The sequence below is a fragment of the Undibacterium paludis genome (assembly GCF_022568815.1).
Taxonomy (GTDB): domain Bacteria; phylum Pseudomonadota; class Gammaproteobacteria; order Burkholderiales; family Burkholderiaceae_D; genus Undibacterium.
In genome coordinates, this window is the sequence record NZ_JAKZHX010000012.1 from 203,422 (window position 1) to 219,547 (window position 16,126).

A 16,126-nucleotide genomic window follows, 5' to 3' on the forward strand; every position below is an offset into this window, starting at 1 on the left:
CCATGAATAAGAAAATCAGTTACGGCATTGCTTTTGCCCTGTTGCTGGCGGCACCGTTTATTGTGTATCCAGTGTTTTTGATGAAGCTCTTGTGCTTCGCCCTGTTTGCCTGTGCTTTCAATTTGCTCATAGGCTTTACTGGTTTGCTGTCCTTCGGTCATGCAGCTTTCTTTGGTGCTGCCGGTTATATTGCTGGCTGGGCCTTGCGTGATGCCGGTTTGCCTACCGAGCTTGGCATCTTGCTTGGGGTAGGGGCGGCTGCGTTGATAGGCCTGGTCATGGGTATGCTGGCGATACGCCGTCAGGGTATTTACTTCACCATGATCACGCTTGCGTTGGCGCAGATGCTGTATTTCGTCTTCCTGCAAGCCAAGTTCACCGGTGGTGAAGATGGTCTGCAAGGCGTGCCGCGCGGTAAACTGCTTGGCATGCTGGACCTGGGTTCTGACCTGACGCTGTACTACTTTGTGTTGTTGATTGCGATTGCCGGATTTGCCCTGGTCATGCGCACCGTCCATTCCCCTTTTGGCCAGGTCCTGAAAGCCGTCAAGGAAAATGAACCACGTGCGGTTTCCCTGGGCTACGATGTGGACAAATACAAACTCATGGCCTTCGTGCTGTCTGCCGCCCTGGCAGGCCTGGCTGGCGCCACCAAGACCCTGGTACTGGGTTTTGAGACGCTGACGGACGTTCACTGGTCCATGTCCGGCCTGGTGGTCCTGATGACCCTGGTGGGTGGTCTGGGCACGCTGGTGGGCCCTATCATCGGCGCCATCATCATCATCGCGCTGGAAAACAAGCTCGGCGATCTCGGTAACCTGCTGGCGAACATCACGACGATAGAATGGTTCCGCACCATAGGTGATTCTGTCACCATCGTTACCGGCCTGATCTTCATCGTCTGCGTGCTGCTGTTCCGCCGCGGCATCGTCGGTGAACTGATAGCTTTTGTGGAACGGACTGGTAAAGCCCGGGCAGGTTAGTATTCTTGTCGCCTGGTTGATTAAAAGGACCCTGCAACTTGCGGGGTTTTTTTATGTCTGCTAAGTTGCTTGATATTGCACATTTTTTGTTTGCTGCCAGATCAGCATGAAACCCAAGACACTACGAACACCTGCCATGCGGGACGCTGATTCCAGCGTGTGGGACAGGATCGCTTTTGCGATGCTCGGTGGTTTCACAGGGGCTGCTTATGCAGGGCTCATCTGTCTGTTGATGTTTGGGTTGACGCATAAAGCGCATTTGGTGCTGATACCTTACACATCCTTAGTCTTTGCCTGCATGGGGGTTTTCTTTGGGAATATCATTGTCGAAGTTTTTTTGTGTCTGGTCTATGCCTTGTGGGGAATGCTGTTTGTCCTCAGCGAGGGCAGAGGCAGTTCGCCGACGAGCGATATCAACGCGCATTTGCGCTACTTTTTTCTGTTCGGTATTGGCTCTGGCCTGAGTTTTGCGTTGTACTTATGCACCTGAGATCGATGACTGTTTTACCGTCAACACGTCCAGCACCTGCCTTGCGCTGGTTTTGATTGCGGTATTTTCGCTGGCATTATTGATGACGCCGTTCAGCAACTGTTTCACGGTGTCTGCATTGCTGCCTGACTGGGCGAGCGCGAAGATGGCCGACTGGCGGACGCTGGCTACAGGGTCATTGAGGGCTACGGAAAAATAATTGAGACTGCCCTCGTTTTTATCCCATAGGGCCAGTTGTAATACGCTCTGGCTTCTGACAGCCGGGTCGGCGTTGTGCGTCAGGCTTTGCAGCTGGTTAATAATGGCGCTGCTGGTCTGCGCGTCAATGCTGTTCACTGCACCATTGTTGCTGATGCTGGCCGGGGTATCCGATGTTGCTGGCACAGGGGGCTTGAGGGCGGCCAGCGCCTGCAGGATGACGGCTGCCTGCTGATCATTATTGAGTGACAGGCGTACCAGTTGGCGTTCTTCCTGCGGGTTGAAATTGAGGTCGCGCAACATGACCAAGCCAGCCATTCTTTGATCGCTGTCTGCACTGGTGGCGAGTTGCCTGGACAAGGCAAATACTTCCCGGCTGCGTATGCTGACCAGCAGGCTTCGTATGATTTCTTTGAGATGGGCCGATTTCTCGTTTTCATGCAGCATCAATAGTCTTGTCAGGTAGTAGGGATTTTCCTGGGCGAGTTTTCGTAACTGGTCCTGGGCGTCGCCGCCAGGGCTATTGGGGTCTGCTGGCAATATCACACGTGCCCACAACTGGTCGAACGGGTCAGGTTTTTCTGTCTCAGGGCTGCCAGCACCATTCCACAAATTGGTGAACTGGGTCAGGGTATTTTTTGCAGGAACTGGCATGGCTGCCTGCACTTTTGTATCCGCTGCATCTGGCATTGGTGGCGGGACTGACCTGTCCTGGTCATGTGACATGATCATGCTGCCAAATAAAACCAGCGCGGGCAGGGGAAGCAGGAACAGAAATTTTTTCATGGCTTTATCCAGGTAAGCCCTTGTCATTGGCAGGCATGGCAATGTTGCGTTGATAGCCTGTCAATATACAAGGGGCTTTTCATTTCATTTTAGACTGGCTCTGGCCGTGTCATTGGAACACCAGGCTGGCCTGGGTATAAGTCGTATAGTCCTTCAAACCAAAATGGCCGAGGGCAAAATCATACGTGGCATTCTGACCATCGATATTGCTGGTGTGCGAGCCATAGACATAGCAGCTGCCTATGCAGACAACTTCATCGATATAACTTTTGATCGAATACATCTTGCTGCCATAGCGCTTGTTTTTGACCGACAGTATCAAGGGACTGTCTATGGACAGGCCATTGCTGCCGCAGGTGGGTGTAAAGACGTTAAAGGGGTAGACACCGCATGACTCCAGCCCATGCTGGGCGCCGGCGATGCCGATGAAGGAATTGACGGACGTAGAGTAGGCCAGTTCATTGATTGCCTTCATCGCCAGGGTGACCCCCATGGAATGGCCGATGACATCGATCCTGCCTGTGCAGGATGCAGCCTTGGCTGCCTGCATTGATGCCTTGACCGGATTGGTGTTGGCAGCACTATGATCATTGATGGCAGGGTTGGTCTTGGAACCCCAGTTGGGACGGTAAAACTGGGCATCGGTATAACCCTGGCTTTTGAGAGTGCTGATGGTGGCGTTCCAGTCTGAAGGCGAACCGGCATTGCCGTGTACCAGTACCACATTGTCGAGGCAGGCGGCCTGTGCTGTATAGGCCGTCAGGCTGAGGCCCATGGCGATCAGCACTCGTTTGAGTGTGTTGTGCAACATGATGAAGTCTCCGTTGGTGTTTTTGATGTGATCCCTTGCGGTCTTATGCGCAGGAAAAAACAGGGTAGGAGCATGTCATGACGGACACCACTATCCGTTTGGGGAGTGGCGCTTTATCTGGTGATGGCTGCTTACGACGGGGAGGGTTTGTGACTCAGCTTTTATATGAGGGCAGCAGCAGGCCGAGCTCATACGCCTTGGCGACGGCGTTCACTCGGTTGCGCACATCGAGTTTGGAGAAGATCTGGTCGATATGGTATTTGACGTTGACTTCGCTCAGGTCGAGGATGATGGCGATTTCCCAGTTGGTCTTGCCCTCATGTATCCAGTGCAGGATTTCTCTTTGCCGTTCACTGAGTACTTTATTGCTGAGCCCCGGTTTGACCGGGAATTCTTCTACCGTCGTCAGGGCGTGGGACAGGGCCAGATGAAGATGCGGTGTCAGCAGGTTGAGCAGATAGGCGTGCTGCTCGCTGACTTCGACAGGCAGGTTGATGAAGATGAAATAACTGGAAAAGCGCCCGCTCAGGTCAAGCATGCCGTGGGCAACGGTATTGTGCATTTTCTGCTTCTTGAACGAGGTCAGCCAGGCTGCCGGGAACGCATGATCATCGCGCCCGGCCTGGAAGAAAACCGCTGCCTGAGTCTCACGCCATTTTTGCATGAGCGGGCTGTTTGCACGGCCTTTGCTGTCGAGCAGGGATTGGTAGTAATGATACGTTTCTATCGGGCAATTGAATTGCAGCAGTTTGTGCACATAGTTCCCCTGCGGGCTGACACCACCTACGCCGCAGACCATCATTTCATGAGGCAGGACTTCGTGCAGAATGCCCTGGACCAGGCAGCTGAAGTCGTCGGCATTACGCACCTCTGCGCAAGCCATGATGACAGGCAGTATGGCTGGTGCAGATTGCTGATGCGCTGTGCTTGGCATGTCCGGTATGGCCTTCTGGGCTGGTACGCGATGGCAGGCAGGAGGTACCATTTCCCTGCCTGCTGCTCTTCATTGATGGAGCTACAGGGCTGCTGCGTAAATTGCCCTTGCATCTTCCCTACTGACTTCCCGCGGGTTATTCCCCAGCAGACGTGTTTGCAACATGGCGTCACTGGCTAACTGGTCCAGGTCTTTTTCAGCGATGCCTACCTGGCTCAGACGGGTTTCTATGCCAACCCTGGTGGCAAGGTCTTCCATGGCCTTGATCATGGCAGTGCTGCGTGCCTCATCACTGCCCGTGGCTTGCGGGGCGATGATGCTGGCCAGTTCTGCGTACATCGTGGCAGCGTATGGTGCATTGAAGCGCAACACATGCGGCAAGACCAGGGAGTTCGACAAGCCATGCGGGACATGGAAGATACCGCCCACCGGATAGGCGAGGGCATGCACGGCGGCGCAGGGGGCGTTGGCAAAGGATTGCCCGGCCAGCATGGCGCCGAGTAACATCGCCTGTCTGGCGGCCAGGTTGCTGCCATGGGTACAGGCTTCGTCAATGTTGTTCCACAGTAATTTCAAAGCCTGCACTGCCAGCATATCGGACAGTGGGTTTTTTTTGTGTTTGGTGGTGTAGGCCTCGATTGCATGCACCATGGCATCGATGCCGGTAGCGGCGGTCACTTTAGCGGGCAGACCGACGGTGAGTTGTGCGTCAAGTATGGCGATGTCGGCATACAGCTGCGGCGCGACCACACCCATCTTGGTCGTTGCGCCGGTGGTAACGATGGAGATAGGCGTGACCTCAGAGCCTGTACCAGCCGTGGTCGGGATTTGTATCAATGGCAGGCGGTGGCCTTTGACATTGCCTATGCCATACATGGTGGACAGGCTTTGCTCGCTGCCGACCAGGATGGCGATCAGCTTGGCGACATCCATGGAGCTGCCGCCACCGAGACCAACCACCAGTTCAACTTGCAATTCACGGGCATTGGCGACTGCCTGCAGGACGACGGCTTCTGGTGGATCGGCAATCACGTCCGAGAAAATACTGACTTTGAGTTGTTCTGTTTCCAGGCTTTCTATGACAGGCTGTACCAGGCCGGTACGCATGAAGCCGGCATCAGTCACCAGCAGCACATGCCTGATGTTGGCATATTCCTGGCGAATGATCTTACCCAAGCGGGTGGCTGCACCGATTTGGCTGATCAGGCTGGGGACGGTTCTGAATTCAAAGTCATTCATCTTTCTCTCGTTTTCTCTGGGCTTATCGTGGATAAAACTATACGTGAAAAAGGTTGTGCTGGCACAGTTCTCCTGTGTTGGTGTTGTCCATAGGGCGAACTTGAATTATTCACGTGAACTGTTATGGCCAACTCTGTACCTTGCTAGCCTGTATTGGTTTCTGTATAAACTTATTGATTCTGTTCTCACTATATTCACTACACGCAGGGTCGTTTGCTTTGCGCAAAGACCTCATACTTTCTATCAGACTATTGGTTTCTTATGGATATTGTTTTGCTTGGTTTAGCGGCTTTCTTCGCCGGGTTTGTTGATTCCATTGTAGGTGGCGGTGGCTTGATACAGGTGCCGGCACTGTTTTCATTCTTGCCGGGCACCGTACCTGCGACATTGTTGGGCACCAACAAGATGGCCAGTATCTGGGGTACAACGGTTGCTGCCGGTCGCTATCTGAAGATGGTCAGTCTGCGCTGGAGTATGGTGGTGCCTGCTGCCTTGATGGCTTTTTTGTTTTCTTTTGGCGGTTCTTATTTGGTGACGCATATACCGCCCACTTATTTGCGCAAAGCCCTGCCTTTCATCTTGCTTGGTGTGGCCGTCTATACCTTCAAGAAGAAGGAGTTTGGCGCAGACAATAAACCGGTATTTTCCGGTTCCAAAGAGACCTATATGGCCATGCTGGTTGGTGCCGCCATAGGTTTTTATGACGGCTTCTTTGGTCCTGGTACCGGCAGCTTTTTCATGTTTCTGTTTGTACGCATATTCGGTTACGACTTCCTACGGGCCACAGCCGCCGCAAAAGTCTTGAATGTCGCCTGTAATGCGGCGGCACTGATATGGTTTGGATACAGTGGACATGTGCTGTGGATGTTGGGCCTGACCATGGCCGTATGCGGTGTAGGCGGTTCCGTATTGGGTAGTCATTTGGCAATAAAGCATGGAACGTCTTTTGTCCGCAAGATGTTCCTGTGCGTGGTGGCAGCCTTGATCTGCAAGACAACTTACGACGCTTTCTTTAAATAAAACTGTTTCACGTGAAACATAGGGCAGGACAAAGGTGGAGCTTAGGCTCCATTTTTGTTATCTAAAATATATGTTTCACGTGAAACAGTCATGCAAATAAAAAGAGAATCTTTGGTACTTTAAAGTTTGCGGCGCAAAACAAACTATAATCGAGCCTCACATTCCTAGTTTCTCAGAAATCCACCATGTTTTATCCTAAAGAATTCGATGTTATCGTCGTCGGTGGCGGTCACGCCGGTACCGAAGCTGCACTCGCCTCAGCGCGCATGGGGCAATCCACCCTCTTGCTTACCCATAATATAGAAACCCTGGGGCAGATGTCCTGTAATCCATCCATCGGCGGCATAGGCAAGGGGCATCTGGTCAAAGAGGTTGATGCCATGGGTGGAGTCATGGCGATTGCCACCGATGAAGCTGGCATACAATTTCGCATACTGAATTCGTCCAAGGGGCCGGCGGTACGTGCCACTCGCGCCCAGGCTGACCGCATTTTGTACAAGCAGGCCATACGTAGTCGTCTGGAAAATCAACCTAATCTGTGGCTGTTCCAGCAGGCGGTTGATGATTTGCTGGTTGAAGGTAACCGTGTTGTCGGTGCTGTGACCCAGGTCGGCATACGGTTTCGTGCCCGTGCAGTGGTGCTGACGGCGGGTACTTTCCTGGATGGGAAGATACATGTGGGCCTGAATAACTACTCGGCAGGCCGTGCCGGTGATCCGCCAGCGGTGTCCTTGTCAGCGCGCTTGAAAGAACTGGCGTTGCCGCAAGGTCGTCTGAAGACGGGTACGCCACCACGTATAGATGGCCGTAGCATCGATTTTTCACAGATGCAGGAGCAACCGGGTGATCTTGATCCTGTGCCGGTATTCTCCTATATGGGTAATGCCAGCATGCATCCAAGGCAGTTGCCATGCTGGATTACCCATACCAATGAGAAAACCCATGACATTATCCGTGCAGGTCTGGATCGCAGCCCGATGTATACCGGTGTCATCGAAGGAGTGGGGCCACGCTATTGCCCATCGATAGAAGACAAGATACACCGCTTTGCCAGCAAGGAATCGCACCAGATTTTCCTGGAGCCAGAAGGGCTGACCACCAATGAGTTCTATCCCAACGGTATCTCTACCAGCCTGCCTTTTGATGTGCAGCTGGACCTGGTTCGTTCCATGCGTGGTATGGAAAGCGCCTACATCCTGCGCCCTGGCTATGCCATTGAATACGATTATTTTGACCCGCGCGGTTTGAAGTCCTCTCTGGAAACCCGCCAGATCGAAGGCCTGTTCTTCGCCGGGCAGATCAATGGTACGACAGGTTACGAAGAAGCTGCCGCCCAGGGTATGCTCGCCGGCTTGAATGCTGCACTGAAAACCCAGGGCAAAGAAGCCTGGGTGCCACGTCGCGATGAGGCTTATCTAGGCGTGCTGGTCGATGACCTGATTACCAAGGGTGTGCAGGAGCCTTACCGTATGTTCACCAGCCGTGCGGAATTCCGTCTCAGCCTACGTGAAGATAATGCTGATATGCGCCTGACCGAGATAGGTCGTCAGCTTGGTTGTGTCAGCGATGCCCAATGGCAGCAATTTGAAGAAAAGCGTGAAAGTGTTTCACGTGAAATGGAGAGGCTGCGCTCGACCTGGGTCAACCCGCGCATCCTCGCCGATGTGGAAGCCGAGCGTGTGGTTGGCAAGGCGCTGGAGCGTGAATATTCCCTGGCAGATTTGCTTCGCCGTCCGCAAGTGACTTATGACAGCCTCATGAGTCTGCAGGGTGTGGAAGGGCAGGAGCTGGCCGGGCCAGGTGTCACCGATCCACACGTGCGTGAGCAGGTTGAGATACAGGTCAAGTACGCCGGTTATATAGACAGGCAGGCGAGGGAGGTCGAGCGCCATGCCCATTATGAAAACCTCAAAATGCCAGTTGGTTTTGACTATATGGAAGTCAACGGGCTGTCGATTGAAGTCAGGCAAAAGCTCAACAAGCACCAGCCTGAAAGCCTGGGTCAGTGTGGCCGTATTTCTGGCGTGACGCCTGCGGCGATTTCCCTGCTGCTCGTGCATTTGAAGAAGCGCGGTTTCAAAGAGTTTATGGCGCATGCAGATGAAGTGGCTGAGGCAAGCGCCACAAGCCATGCAGATTGATTCACGTGGAACATCAAACAGCAGGTGTGCTTTGCAATGCCTTGGTATCGACATGTCTGCAAGCTCAAGAAATGAAAACGAAGAATAAAACTGAAATGAAAAACAAGAAGCTAATCGAGGGCCTGACCATATGATTCACGTGGAACAAGCACAGTTAAGAGCGATGCTGGCGAGTGGTGTCGAGGAATTGGCATTGGATTTAAATAATGATCAAATTGATAATATGATTGCATATTTGGCATTATTGTCAAAATGGAACTCTGTTTATAACCTGACGGCTATCCGCGACCCCAGAGAAATGGTCAAGCAACATTTGCTGGATTCGCTTTCTGCGGCACCAGCATTCAAGGATGCAAAAAATATACTGGATGTGGGTGCCGGTGGTGGTTTGCCCGGTATGATGCTCGCCATTACTTATCCACAGGCAAAAGTGTCGATGATAGATACAGTCAGCAAGAAGACGGCATTTTTGACCCAGGCCAAGACGGAACTGGGTTTAAAAAACGTCACCGTGCACACGGGCAGGGTAGAAGCCTTGCAGGTCAAAGATGCCTTTGATGTCATTACCTCACGTGCATTTTCTGAGTTGGCCAACTTCGTTAACTGGTCTGGGCATTTGCTGGCAGAAGGTGGGCAATTCATCGCCATGAAAGGCGTGCAATCTCAACAAGAGATGGATAATCTGCCCGCTGGCTGGCATGTGGATAGGTTGCAAGCCTTGACAGTACCCGGCCTGCAGGCAGAACGTCACCTCGTCTTTATCAAGAAAACCCTGGCCTGATCTCACGGAAACCTTTATGGCAAAAATCTTTTGTGTAGCAAATCAAAAAGGCGGTGTGGGCAAAACCACGACTACCGTTAATCTCGCCGCAGGTCTGGCGAAACTTGATCAGCGCGTCTTGCTGGTAGATCTTGACCCGCAAGGCAATGCCACCATGGGTGCAGGTATTAACAAGTCAAAACTGACTGCTTCTATCTATGAAGTTTTGCTGGGCATGTCGGATGTGGCAACAGCAAAACAACGTTCAGAATCTGGCCGTTTCGATGTCTTGCCCGCCAACCGTGAGCTGGCCGGTGCTGAAGTGGAGATGGTTTCGCTGGATAATCGTGACAAACGCCTGCGTGAAGCCTTGGCCAAGGTGGATGCTGACTATGATTTCATTCTCGTCGATTGTCCACCAGCCTTGTCACTGTTGACACTGAATGGCCTGTGTGCAGCGCATGGCGTGATTATCCCCATGCAATGTGAATACTATGCGCTCGAAGGTTTGTCAGACCTGGCCAATACGATCAAAAAAGTATCGGCTGGCCTGAATCCTGATCTCAAAATCGTCGGCCTGTTGCGCGTCATGTTTGACCCACGCATGACACTGTCGCAACAAGTGTCTGACCAGCTTGAACAGCATTTTGGTGACAAGGTCTTCAAGACCCTGATCCCGCGCAATGTCCGCCTGGCAGAGGCACCATCCTACGGTATCCCCGGCGTGGTGTTCGATCCTGCATCCAAAGGGGCGCAAGCCTATATTGCCTTTGGCGCAGAGATGGTGGAAAGAATTAAACAATTGGAAAAATAAGTATGTCGATTAAAAAACAAAAAGGTCTGGGCCGTGGCCTGGACGCCTTGCTCGGCGGTGCCGCCGATTTTGCAGAAGCCGTGCCCACTGTCACTGGTGCACCTACCAGCCTGAATGTAGCCCACATGCAGGCCGGCAAATACCAGCCACGTACCCGCATGGATGAAGGCGCACTGGCCGAACTGGCGGCTTCCATCAAGGCTCAGGGTTTGATGCAACCTATCCTGGTACGTCCGGTCGGCCAGAATAATGGCGTGACCCGTTATGAAATCATTGCCGGCGAACGCCGCTTCCGCGCATCGCAGATGGCAGGTCTGGAAGAAGTACCGGTACTGGTCAAGGATGTCGACGACCAGGCCGCTGCGGCCATGGCCCTGATCGAAAACATCCAGCGTGAAGATCTCAACCCGCTTGAAGAGGCCCAGGGCATACACAGGCTGATCACGGATTTCTCTTTCACTCATGAGCAGGCGGCCAATGCCGTAGGCCGTTCACGCAGCGCCGTCTCGAATCTGTTGCGCCTGCTGAACCTGGCCAAGCCGGTGCAGACCATGCTGATGGCCGGTGACATTGATATGGGCCATGCCCGTTCCCTGTTGGTGACAGATGCTGCCACCCAGATACAGCTGGCCAACCAGATCGTCGCCAAACGGATGTCCGTGCGCGAAGCAGAAAAACTGGTAGCCAAGACCACGGCAGAAATGGGCAACACAGCCAAGCCACGTGAAAAGGCAGAAAAGTCGCGTGACATCACCCGTCTGGAAGAAGAACTGTCCGATCTGCTGGCAACCCAGGTTGCCCTGAAGATGGGGAGCAAGGGCAGGGGGCAGATGCTCATTGATTTTGCTGATCTCGACAGTCTCGACGGCATCATCCTCAAGATTCGTGGTCAATAACATATCATCAAGCACTTCAGGTGCGACATCTGTTTGCACCTGACATCGGTATTGCAGCTTGCTTTCCAAAACGTAAGAATCAAGATGACGCAAATTCTCTTATTGCCTGGCCTGTATAACTCTGGCCCTGCTCACTGGCAAAGCCTGTGGGAAGCAGAAATGCCAAATGCCTTGCGGGTACAACAACACAACTGGGATCAACCGCAAAAAGACGACTGGCTGCTCAACCTGTCGGCAGCCATCAATGCGGCCAGTGAAGAGGTGGTACTGGTAGCCCATAGTCTTGGTTGTGCATTGACTGCCTGGTGGGTGGCCAGCGGCATGCCCGGGGTAGGGGACAAGAACAACAAGGTCAGGGCGGCTTTGCTGGTGGCGCCGCCTGATGTGGGCAGGACTGAATTTCCGGCGAGCAGCTTTGCCCCCATGCCGTGCATGGCGTTTCCTTTCCCGGTAACAGTGGTTGCGTCAGATGATGACCCCTGGTGCGATGTGCAGATTGCGCAAGATTGGGCAAGAGCCTGGGGGGCAGATTTGCACATTATCAGTGCAAAGGGTCATATCAATGGTGAATCCGGCCTGGGTAGCTGGAAGCAAGGTCAGGGTTGGCTCAGCGCATTATTGGCGAAAACAGTACAATAGTAAAAAAGCACCAAAATGTTGCATCTTGATGCGCCGCATCAAACGTTTGACGTGATTACGCACTACCACGTATAATTCCGTGGTTTTGATCGGCGAGGATTTGCGCTGCCCGGATATATCGTGGCGATACAGGCAAATTCAACGGTCTGATGATAAATATTAGGACTTACGCAAGATTGTCCCCGCCAGCCAGGCGGATCACCGTCCAGTAGTGAACCGGGCTGTCTTGCGCAAGTTCTCGATAAGTGAGGTAAGCATGGCACGCATCATACTGCTGCAACTGGTGGCAGCGCTGGTCGTGGCTTTGCTGGCTGGAATATTCGGCAATATTTCTTATGGACTTTCTGCCCTGTTTGGGGGAATGTCCTGTGCAATTCCAAATGCCTTGTTCGCGTTGCGCCTGACTATGAGCGCCCGGAGGCCCGGAGGAGCAAATCCGATGAGTTTTTTCATCGGTGAATTTTTCAAGGTTACATTGACAGTCGCGCTGATGGCAGCGGTTGTCTTCTGGTACCCCGATGTCAACTGGCCGGCCTTTTTGATCGCCTTCATCGTCGTACTGAAAAGCTATTTCATTTTACTCTTTAGGCGCTGAACATGAGCTCAGTTGAACAAGTCACACCATCAGAATATATCGCCCACCATCTTGGGCATCTGACCAACCATGGCCACCATGCACAAACCTCATTGTGGGACATGTCTTACCTCAATATCGATACCGTTATCTGGTCGGTATTTTGTGGCCTGCTGGCAATTGTCGTCATGTATCTGGCCGCTCGCAAAGCTACTTCCGGTGTGCCTGGCCGTTTCCAGTGTGCAGTTGAAATGCTGATCGAAATGGTCGACAACAATGCAAAAAGCATAGTCCACGGCAACACCAGCTTTATCGCCCCTATGGCTTTGTCTGTCTTTGTCTGGGTGCTGTTGATGAACTCGCTGGACTTCTTGCCAGTCGATCTGTTCTCGCAATGGCTGTTCCCGGCCCTGGGCCTGGATGCTGAAATGCCACACCGCGTGGTTCCTACTGCTGACCTGAACGGTACCCTGGGTATTTCCATCGGTATTTTTGGTCTGATGATGTATTACAGTTTCAAGATCAAGGGTGTGGGCGGTTTCATCAAGGAATTGTTCAGTGCTCCATTTGGTCCCATGATGTTCCCATTCAACTTCATGTTGAACGTGGTTGAATTCGCGGCTAAAACCTTTTCGCTCGGTATGCGGTTGTTCGGTAACATGTTCGCCGGTGAATTGTTGTTCCTGTTGATCGCAGCTTTGCTGGGTGCTTCTGGTTCTTTGTTCGGTGGTATTGGTCACTTGATACTGGGTTCTGCCTGGTCCATCTTCCACATCCTGATCGTGCCTCTGCAAGCCTTTATTTTCATGATGTTGACTCTGGTATACATGGGTCAGGCTCACGAAGCGCATTAATCAAGTTTTGAAGTTTCAGGTTTTAAGTTTTTGGTTTTGGTTTTTTTGATTTTGGTATTTTAATTTTAACTTTCTAGGAGTTTTCTCATGACTAACGTCGCTTTCGTTGCATTGGCTTGTGGTTTGATCATCGGTTTGGGTGCTTTGGGTGCTTGTATCGGTATCGCTATGATGGGTGGTAAATATCTGGAAGCGTCTGCACGTCAACCAGAACTGATGGAAAAACTGCAAGGCAAAATGTTGCTGCTGGCTGGTCTGATCGATGCTGCGTTCATTATCGGTGTTGGTATCGCCATGTTCTTCGCAACTGCTAACCCATTCAAAGGCTAATAGCTTTCCTTTTTCTACCGCAGGCCCAGCGCCTGCGGAACGATTAATTTGATAAGGAAACTAAAGTGAATCTGAATCTATCCATGTGGTACCAGGCAGGGGTGTTTATCATCCTGGCCTTGTTTACTGCAAAATTCATCTGGCCGCCAGTAATTAGCGCGATCGATGAGCGCATGAAGCGCATTGCAGACGGTCTGGCTGCAGCTGACAAAGGCAAAGCAGAAATGGTTGCCGCAGAAAAGCGCATACAGGCTGAAATGGCAAAAGCTGGTGAAGAAGGCAAGCAACGTGTCGCCAACGCAGAGAAACATGCTGCCCAGATCGTTGAAGAAGCCCGCAACACAGCCGCTGCTGAAGCTGCACGCATTATCGCTGCGGCAAAAGCTGATGCCGAAAATCAAGTGACTAAAGCACGCGAAGAATTGCGCGACCAGGTTGCCACACTGGCAGTCAAGGGTGCAGAACAAATTCTGAAACGTGAAGTCAACGCATCTGCTCACGCTGATCTGTTGAACCAACTGAAAACCGAGCTGTAATCATGGCCGAACTCGCAACGATCGCTCGTCCTTACGCAGAAGCGCTGTTTCGTGTTGCCCAATCCGGTAACCTCTCCGCCTGGTCGGAACTGGTTACCGAAATGGGGCAGGTAGGCGCGCATCCCGATGTACAAGCTCTTGCACACAACCCCAAAGTCTCGGCTGATCAAAAAGCTGAGATTTTCTTGTCTGCGCTCAAATCTCCAGTGACTGCTGAAGCGAAAAACTTCATCAATACACTTGCTGACTATGACCGCCTGACTTTGTTGCCGGAAATCGCTTTCCAGTTCCAGTCTCTGAAAAACGCCTTTGAAGGCGCGGCAGATGCTGAAGTGACAAGCGCTTTTGAAATGACGGCAGTACAGTTGAGCGAACTGGCAGCGGTACTGGAAAAGAAATTTGGCCGCAAACTGCACCCGACTGTCAAAGTGGATTCTGCTTTGATCGGCGGTGTGCGCATCGTGGTTGGTGATCAGGTGCTCGACACGTCGGTACGCGCGAAGCTGCAGAAAATGCACATCGCCCTGACCGCGTAAGAACGTAATAAATATTAGGAGTTAGTATGCAACTCAACCCATCTGAAATCAGCGAGCTGATCAAGAGCCGGATTCAAGGCCTTGGCGACACAGCTGAGATTCGCAATCAAGGTACGGTTATCTCCGTTACCGACGGTATCTGCCGCATTCACGGTCTGTCTGACGCGATGCAAGGCGAGATGCTGGAATTCCCAGGCAACACATTTGGTCTGGCGCTGAACCTGGAACGTGATTCCGTTGGTGCCGTTATCCTGGGCGACTACGAACACATCTCCGAAGGCGATACAGTCAAATGTACTGGCCGTATTCTGGAAGTGCCTATCGGTCCTGAACTGCGCGGTCGTGTTGTTAACGCGCTGGGTCAGCCTATCGACGGCAAAGGTCCTATCAATGCAAAACTGACAGCGCCTATCGAAAAGATCGCGCCTGGCGTTATTGCACGTCAATCCGTTTCTGAACCGATGCAAACTGGCCTGAAGTCTATCGACTCCATGGTACCGGTTGGCCGTGGCCAGCGTGAATTGATCATTGGTGACCGTCAGACTGGTAAAACAGCTGTAGCGATTGATGCCATCATCAATCAAAAAGGTCAGAACATGACTTGTATCTACGTTGCTATCGGTCAGAAAGCATCGTCGATCAAGAACGTCGTGCGCGCACTGGAAGCCCACGGCGCCATGGAATACACCATCGTTGTTGCAGCAACTGCGTCTGAATCCGCAGCGATGCAATACGTATCCGCCTACTCCGGTTGTGCGATGGGTGAATACTTCCGTGACCGTGGTGAAGATGCGCTGATCATTTATGATGATCTGTCCAAGCAAGCCGTGGCTTACCGTCAGGTATCCCTGTTGCTGCGTCGCCCACCAGGCCGCGAAGCTTACCCAGGTGACGTATTCTATTTGCACAGCCGTTTGCTGGAACGTGCAGCGCGTGTCAACCCTGACTACGTTGAAGCCTTCACCAAAGGTGAAGTGAAAGGTAAAACTGGTTCCTTGACAGCATTGCCTATCATTGAAACCCAGGCTGGTGACGTTTCCGCTTTCGTTCCTACCAACGTGATTTCGATTACTGACGGTCAGATCTTCCTGGAAACATCCCTGTTCAATGCTGGTATCCGTCCTGCGATTAACGCCGGCATCTCGGTGTCCCGCGTTGGTGGTGCAGCGCAGACCAAGGTAATCAAAAACCTGTCCGGCGGTATCCGTAATGACTTGGCGCAGTACCGTGAACTGGCCGCGTTTGCGCAGTTCGCTTCCGACCTCGACGAAGTGACACGCAAGCAGCTTGACCGTGGTGCTCGTGTTACTGAATTGTTGAAGCAGGCTCAATATGCTCCACTGTCCATCTCCCTGATGGCCGTCACATTGTTCTCCGTGAACAAAGGCTTCCTGGATGATGTACCGGTCAAGCAAGTGCTGGCATTCGAAGCTGGTGTGCACAACTTCATGAAAACGAACCATGCAGCTTTGCTGCAGAAGATCGAAGAAACCAAGCAACTGGACAAAGATGGCGAAGCTGCCATGGCTGCCGCAATTGCTGATTTCAAAAAATCCGGTGCCTATTAATTTACTGTAGCTAGAAG

The 16,126-nt window shown here is 52.3% G+C and carries 18 protein-coding genes; 14 read left to right on the top strand and 4 right to left on the bottom strand.

Annotation, left to right across the window (positions count from 1 at the left end; genetic code table 11):
• Positions 1-2 precede the first annotated feature (2 nt).
• Entirely contained in the window at positions 3-983 is a 981-nt protein-coding gene (locus LZ463_RS20860) for a branched-chain amino acid ABC transporter permease (protein WP_241458055.1), read from the top strand.
• Between the two features lie 106 nt (positions 984-1,089).
• The gene (locus LZ463_RS20865; protein ID WP_241458057.1) at positions 1,090-1,473 is read left to right on the top strand and encodes a hypothetical protein; all 384 of its coding nucleotides are present in this window, start codon (positions 1,090-1,092) and stop codon (positions 1,471-1,473) included.
• Here LZ463_RS20865 and LZ463_RS20870 read toward each other — a convergent pair.
• From LZ463_RS20870 to LZ463_RS20885, 4 genes are all read right to left on the bottom strand, one after another.
• Positions 1,462-2,457, bottom strand: a complete 996-nt coding sequence (locus LZ463_RS20870) for a HEAT repeat domain-containing protein (RefSeq protein WP_241458058.1) — start codon at positions 2,455-2,457, stop codon at positions 1,462-1,464. The two genes, LZ463_RS20865 and LZ463_RS20870, sit on opposite strands and share 12 nt — an antisense overlap.
• 109 nt (positions 2,458-2,566) lie before the next feature.
• The gene (locus tag LZ463_RS20875; RefSeq protein WP_241458060.1) at positions 2,567-3,268 is read right to left on the bottom strand and encodes an alpha/beta fold hydrolase; all 702 of its coding nucleotides are present in this window, start codon (positions 3,266-3,268) and stop codon (positions 2,567-2,569) included.
• Between the two features lie 154 nt (positions 3,269-3,422).
• Positions 3,423-4,253 carry an XrtB/PEP-CTERM-associated transcriptional regulator EpsA gene (epsA, locus tag LZ463_RS20880; protein ID WP_241458061.1) on the bottom strand — a complete coding sequence of 277 codons (831 nt, stop codon included), beginning with the start codon at positions 4,251-4,253 and terminating at the stop codon, positions 3,423-3,425.
• 30 nt (positions 4,254-4,283) lie between these two features.
• Positions 4,284-5,441, bottom strand: a complete 1,158-nt coding sequence (locus LZ463_RS20885; RefSeq protein WP_241458063.1) for an iron-containing alcohol dehydrogenase — start codon at positions 5,439-5,441, stop codon at positions 4,284-4,286.
• Positions 5,442-5,702: 261 nt separating this feature from the next.
• On the opposite strand from LZ463_RS20885, the gene LZ463_RS20890 reads away from it, so the two are divergent.
• The 12 genes from LZ463_RS20890 (at position 5,703) to atpA (ending at position 16,109) form a co-directional block, all read left to right on the top strand.
• On the top strand, positions 5,703-6,461 hold the full coding sequence (locus tag LZ463_RS20890) for a TSUP family transporter (protein WP_241458065.1): 759 nt from the start codon (positions 5,703-5,705) through the stop codon (positions 6,459-6,461).
• A gap of 185 nt (positions 6,462-6,646) precedes the next feature.
• On the top strand, positions 6,647-8,602 hold the full coding sequence (mnmG, locus tag LZ463_RS20895; RefSeq protein ID WP_241458067.1) for a tRNA uridine-5-carboxymethylaminomethyl(34) synthesis enzyme MnmG: 1,956 nt from the start codon (positions 6,647-6,649) through the stop codon (positions 8,600-8,602).
• A gap of 130 nt (positions 8,603-8,732) precedes the next feature.
• A complete protein-coding gene (gene rsmG, locus LZ463_RS20900) occupies positions 8,733-9,383 on the top strand; it encodes a 16S rRNA (guanine(527)-N(7))-methyltransferase RsmG (RefSeq protein WP_241458069.1) in 651 nt (216 codons plus the stop codon).
• A 16-nt stretch (positions 9,384-9,399) separates the two neighbouring features.
• A complete protein-coding gene (locus tag LZ463_RS20905; RefSeq protein WP_241458071.1) occupies positions 9,400-10,176 on the top strand; it encodes a ParA family protein in 777 nt (258 codons plus the stop codon).
• Positions 10,177-10,178: 2 nt separating this feature from the next.
• Entirely contained in the window at positions 10,179-11,072 is an 894-nt protein-coding gene (locus tag LZ463_RS20910; RefSeq protein WP_241458074.1) for a ParB/RepB/Spo0J family partition protein, read from the top strand.
• A gap of 84 nt (positions 11,073-11,156) precedes the next feature.
• Positions 11,157-11,711 (top strand): RBBP9/YdeN family alpha/beta hydrolase, encoded by a 555-nt coding sequence (locus tag LZ463_RS20915; protein ID WP_241458077.1) that lies wholly within the window; start codon positions 11,157-11,159, stop codon positions 11,709-11,711.
• Positions 11,712-11,967: 256 nt separating this feature from the next.
• The gene (locus LZ463_RS20920) at positions 11,968-12,306 is read left to right on the top strand and encodes an ATP synthase subunit I (RefSeq protein ID WP_241458079.1); all 339 of its coding nucleotides are present in this window, start codon (positions 11,968-11,970) and stop codon (positions 12,304-12,306) included.
• Between the two features lie 2 nt (positions 12,307-12,308).
• Positions 12,309-13,139, top strand: a complete 831-nt coding sequence (atpB, locus tag LZ463_RS20925; protein ID WP_241458081.1) for a F0F1 ATP synthase subunit A — start codon at positions 12,309-12,311, stop codon at positions 13,137-13,139.
• Between the two features lie 87 nt (positions 13,140-13,226).
• The gene (gene atpE, locus LZ463_RS20930; protein ID WP_110254369.1) at positions 13,227-13,469 is read left to right on the top strand and encodes a F0F1 ATP synthase subunit C; all 243 of its coding nucleotides are present in this window, start codon (positions 13,227-13,229) and stop codon (positions 13,467-13,469) included.
• Between the two features lie 65 nt (positions 13,470-13,534).
• Positions 13,535-14,005 carry a F0F1 ATP synthase subunit B gene (locus LZ463_RS20935; protein WP_241458082.1) on the top strand — a complete coding sequence of 157 codons (471 nt, stop codon included), beginning with the start codon at positions 13,535-13,537 and terminating at the stop codon, positions 14,003-14,005.
• 2 nt (positions 14,006-14,007) lie between these two features.
• A complete protein-coding gene (locus tag LZ463_RS20940) occupies positions 14,008-14,541 on the top strand; it encodes a F0F1 ATP synthase subunit delta (protein ID WP_241458084.1) in 534 nt (177 codons plus the stop codon).
• A 26-nt stretch (positions 14,542-14,567) separates the two neighbouring features.
• Entirely contained in the window at positions 14,568-16,109 is a 1,542-nt protein-coding gene (gene atpA, locus LZ463_RS20945; protein ID WP_241458087.1) for a F0F1 ATP synthase subunit alpha, read from the top strand.
• Positions 16,110-16,126: the final 17 nt, after the last annotated feature.

Excerpts from the sequence above, each read along its gene's own strand:
- LZ463_RS20860 (WP_241458055.1), top strand. The coding sequence starts at position 3 with ATGAATAAGAAAATCAGTTACGGCATTGCTTTTGCCCTGTTGCTGGCG.
- LZ463_RS20865 (WP_241458057.1), top strand. The coding sequence starts at position 1,090 with ATGAAACCCAAGACACTACGAACACCTGCCATGCGGGACGCTGATTCC.
- LZ463_RS20870 (WP_241458058.1), bottom strand. The coding sequence starts at position 2,457 with ATGAAAAAATTTCTGTTCCTGCTTCCCCTGCCCGCGCTGGTTTTATTT.
- LZ463_RS20875 (WP_241458060.1), bottom strand. The coding sequence starts at position 3,268 with ATGTTGCACAACACACTCAAACGAGTGCTGATCGCCATGGGCCTCAGC.
- epsA (WP_241458061.1), bottom strand. The coding sequence starts at position 4,253 with ATGGTACCTCCTGCCTGCCATCGCGTACCAGCCCAGAAGGCCATACCG.
- LZ463_RS20885 (WP_241458063.1), bottom strand. The coding sequence starts at position 5,441 with ATGAATGACTTTGAATTCAGAACCGTCCCCAGCCTGATCAGCCAAATC.
- LZ463_RS20890 (WP_241458065.1), top strand. The coding sequence starts at position 5,703 with ATGGATATTGTTTTGCTTGGTTTAGCGGCTTTCTTCGCCGGGTTTGTT.
- mnmG (WP_241458067.1), top strand. The coding sequence starts at position 6,647 with ATGTTTTATCCTAAAGAATTCGATGTTATCGTCGTCGGTGGCGGTCAC.
- rsmG (WP_241458069.1), top strand. The coding sequence starts at position 8,733 with ATGATTCACGTGGAACAAGCACAGTTAAGAGCGATGCTGGCGAGTGGT.
- LZ463_RS20905 (WP_241458071.1), top strand. The coding sequence starts at position 9,400 with ATGGCAAAAATCTTTTGTGTAGCAAATCAAAAAGGCGGTGTGGGCAAA.
- LZ463_RS20910 (WP_241458074.1), top strand. The coding sequence starts at position 10,179 with ATGTCGATTAAAAAACAAAAAGGTCTGGGCCGTGGCCTGGACGCCTTG.
- LZ463_RS20915 (WP_241458077.1), top strand. The coding sequence starts at position 11,157 with ATGACGCAAATTCTCTTATTGCCTGGCCTGTATAACTCTGGCCCTGCT.
- LZ463_RS20920 (WP_241458079.1), top strand. The coding sequence starts at position 11,968 with ATGGCACGCATCATACTGCTGCAACTGGTGGCAGCGCTGGTCGTGGCT.
- atpB (WP_241458081.1), top strand. The coding sequence starts at position 12,309 with ATGAGCTCAGTTGAACAAGTCACACCATCAGAATATATCGCCCACCAT.
- atpE (WP_110254369.1), top strand. The coding sequence starts at position 13,227 with ATGACTAACGTCGCTTTCGTTGCATTGGCTTGTGGTTTGATCATCGGT.
- LZ463_RS20940 (WP_241458084.1), top strand. The coding sequence starts at position 14,008 with ATGGCCGAACTCGCAACGATCGCTCGTCCTTACGCAGAAGCGCTGTTT.
- atpA (WP_241458087.1), top strand. The coding sequence starts at position 14,568 with ATGCAACTCAACCCATCTGAAATCAGCGAGCTGATCAAGAGCCGGATT.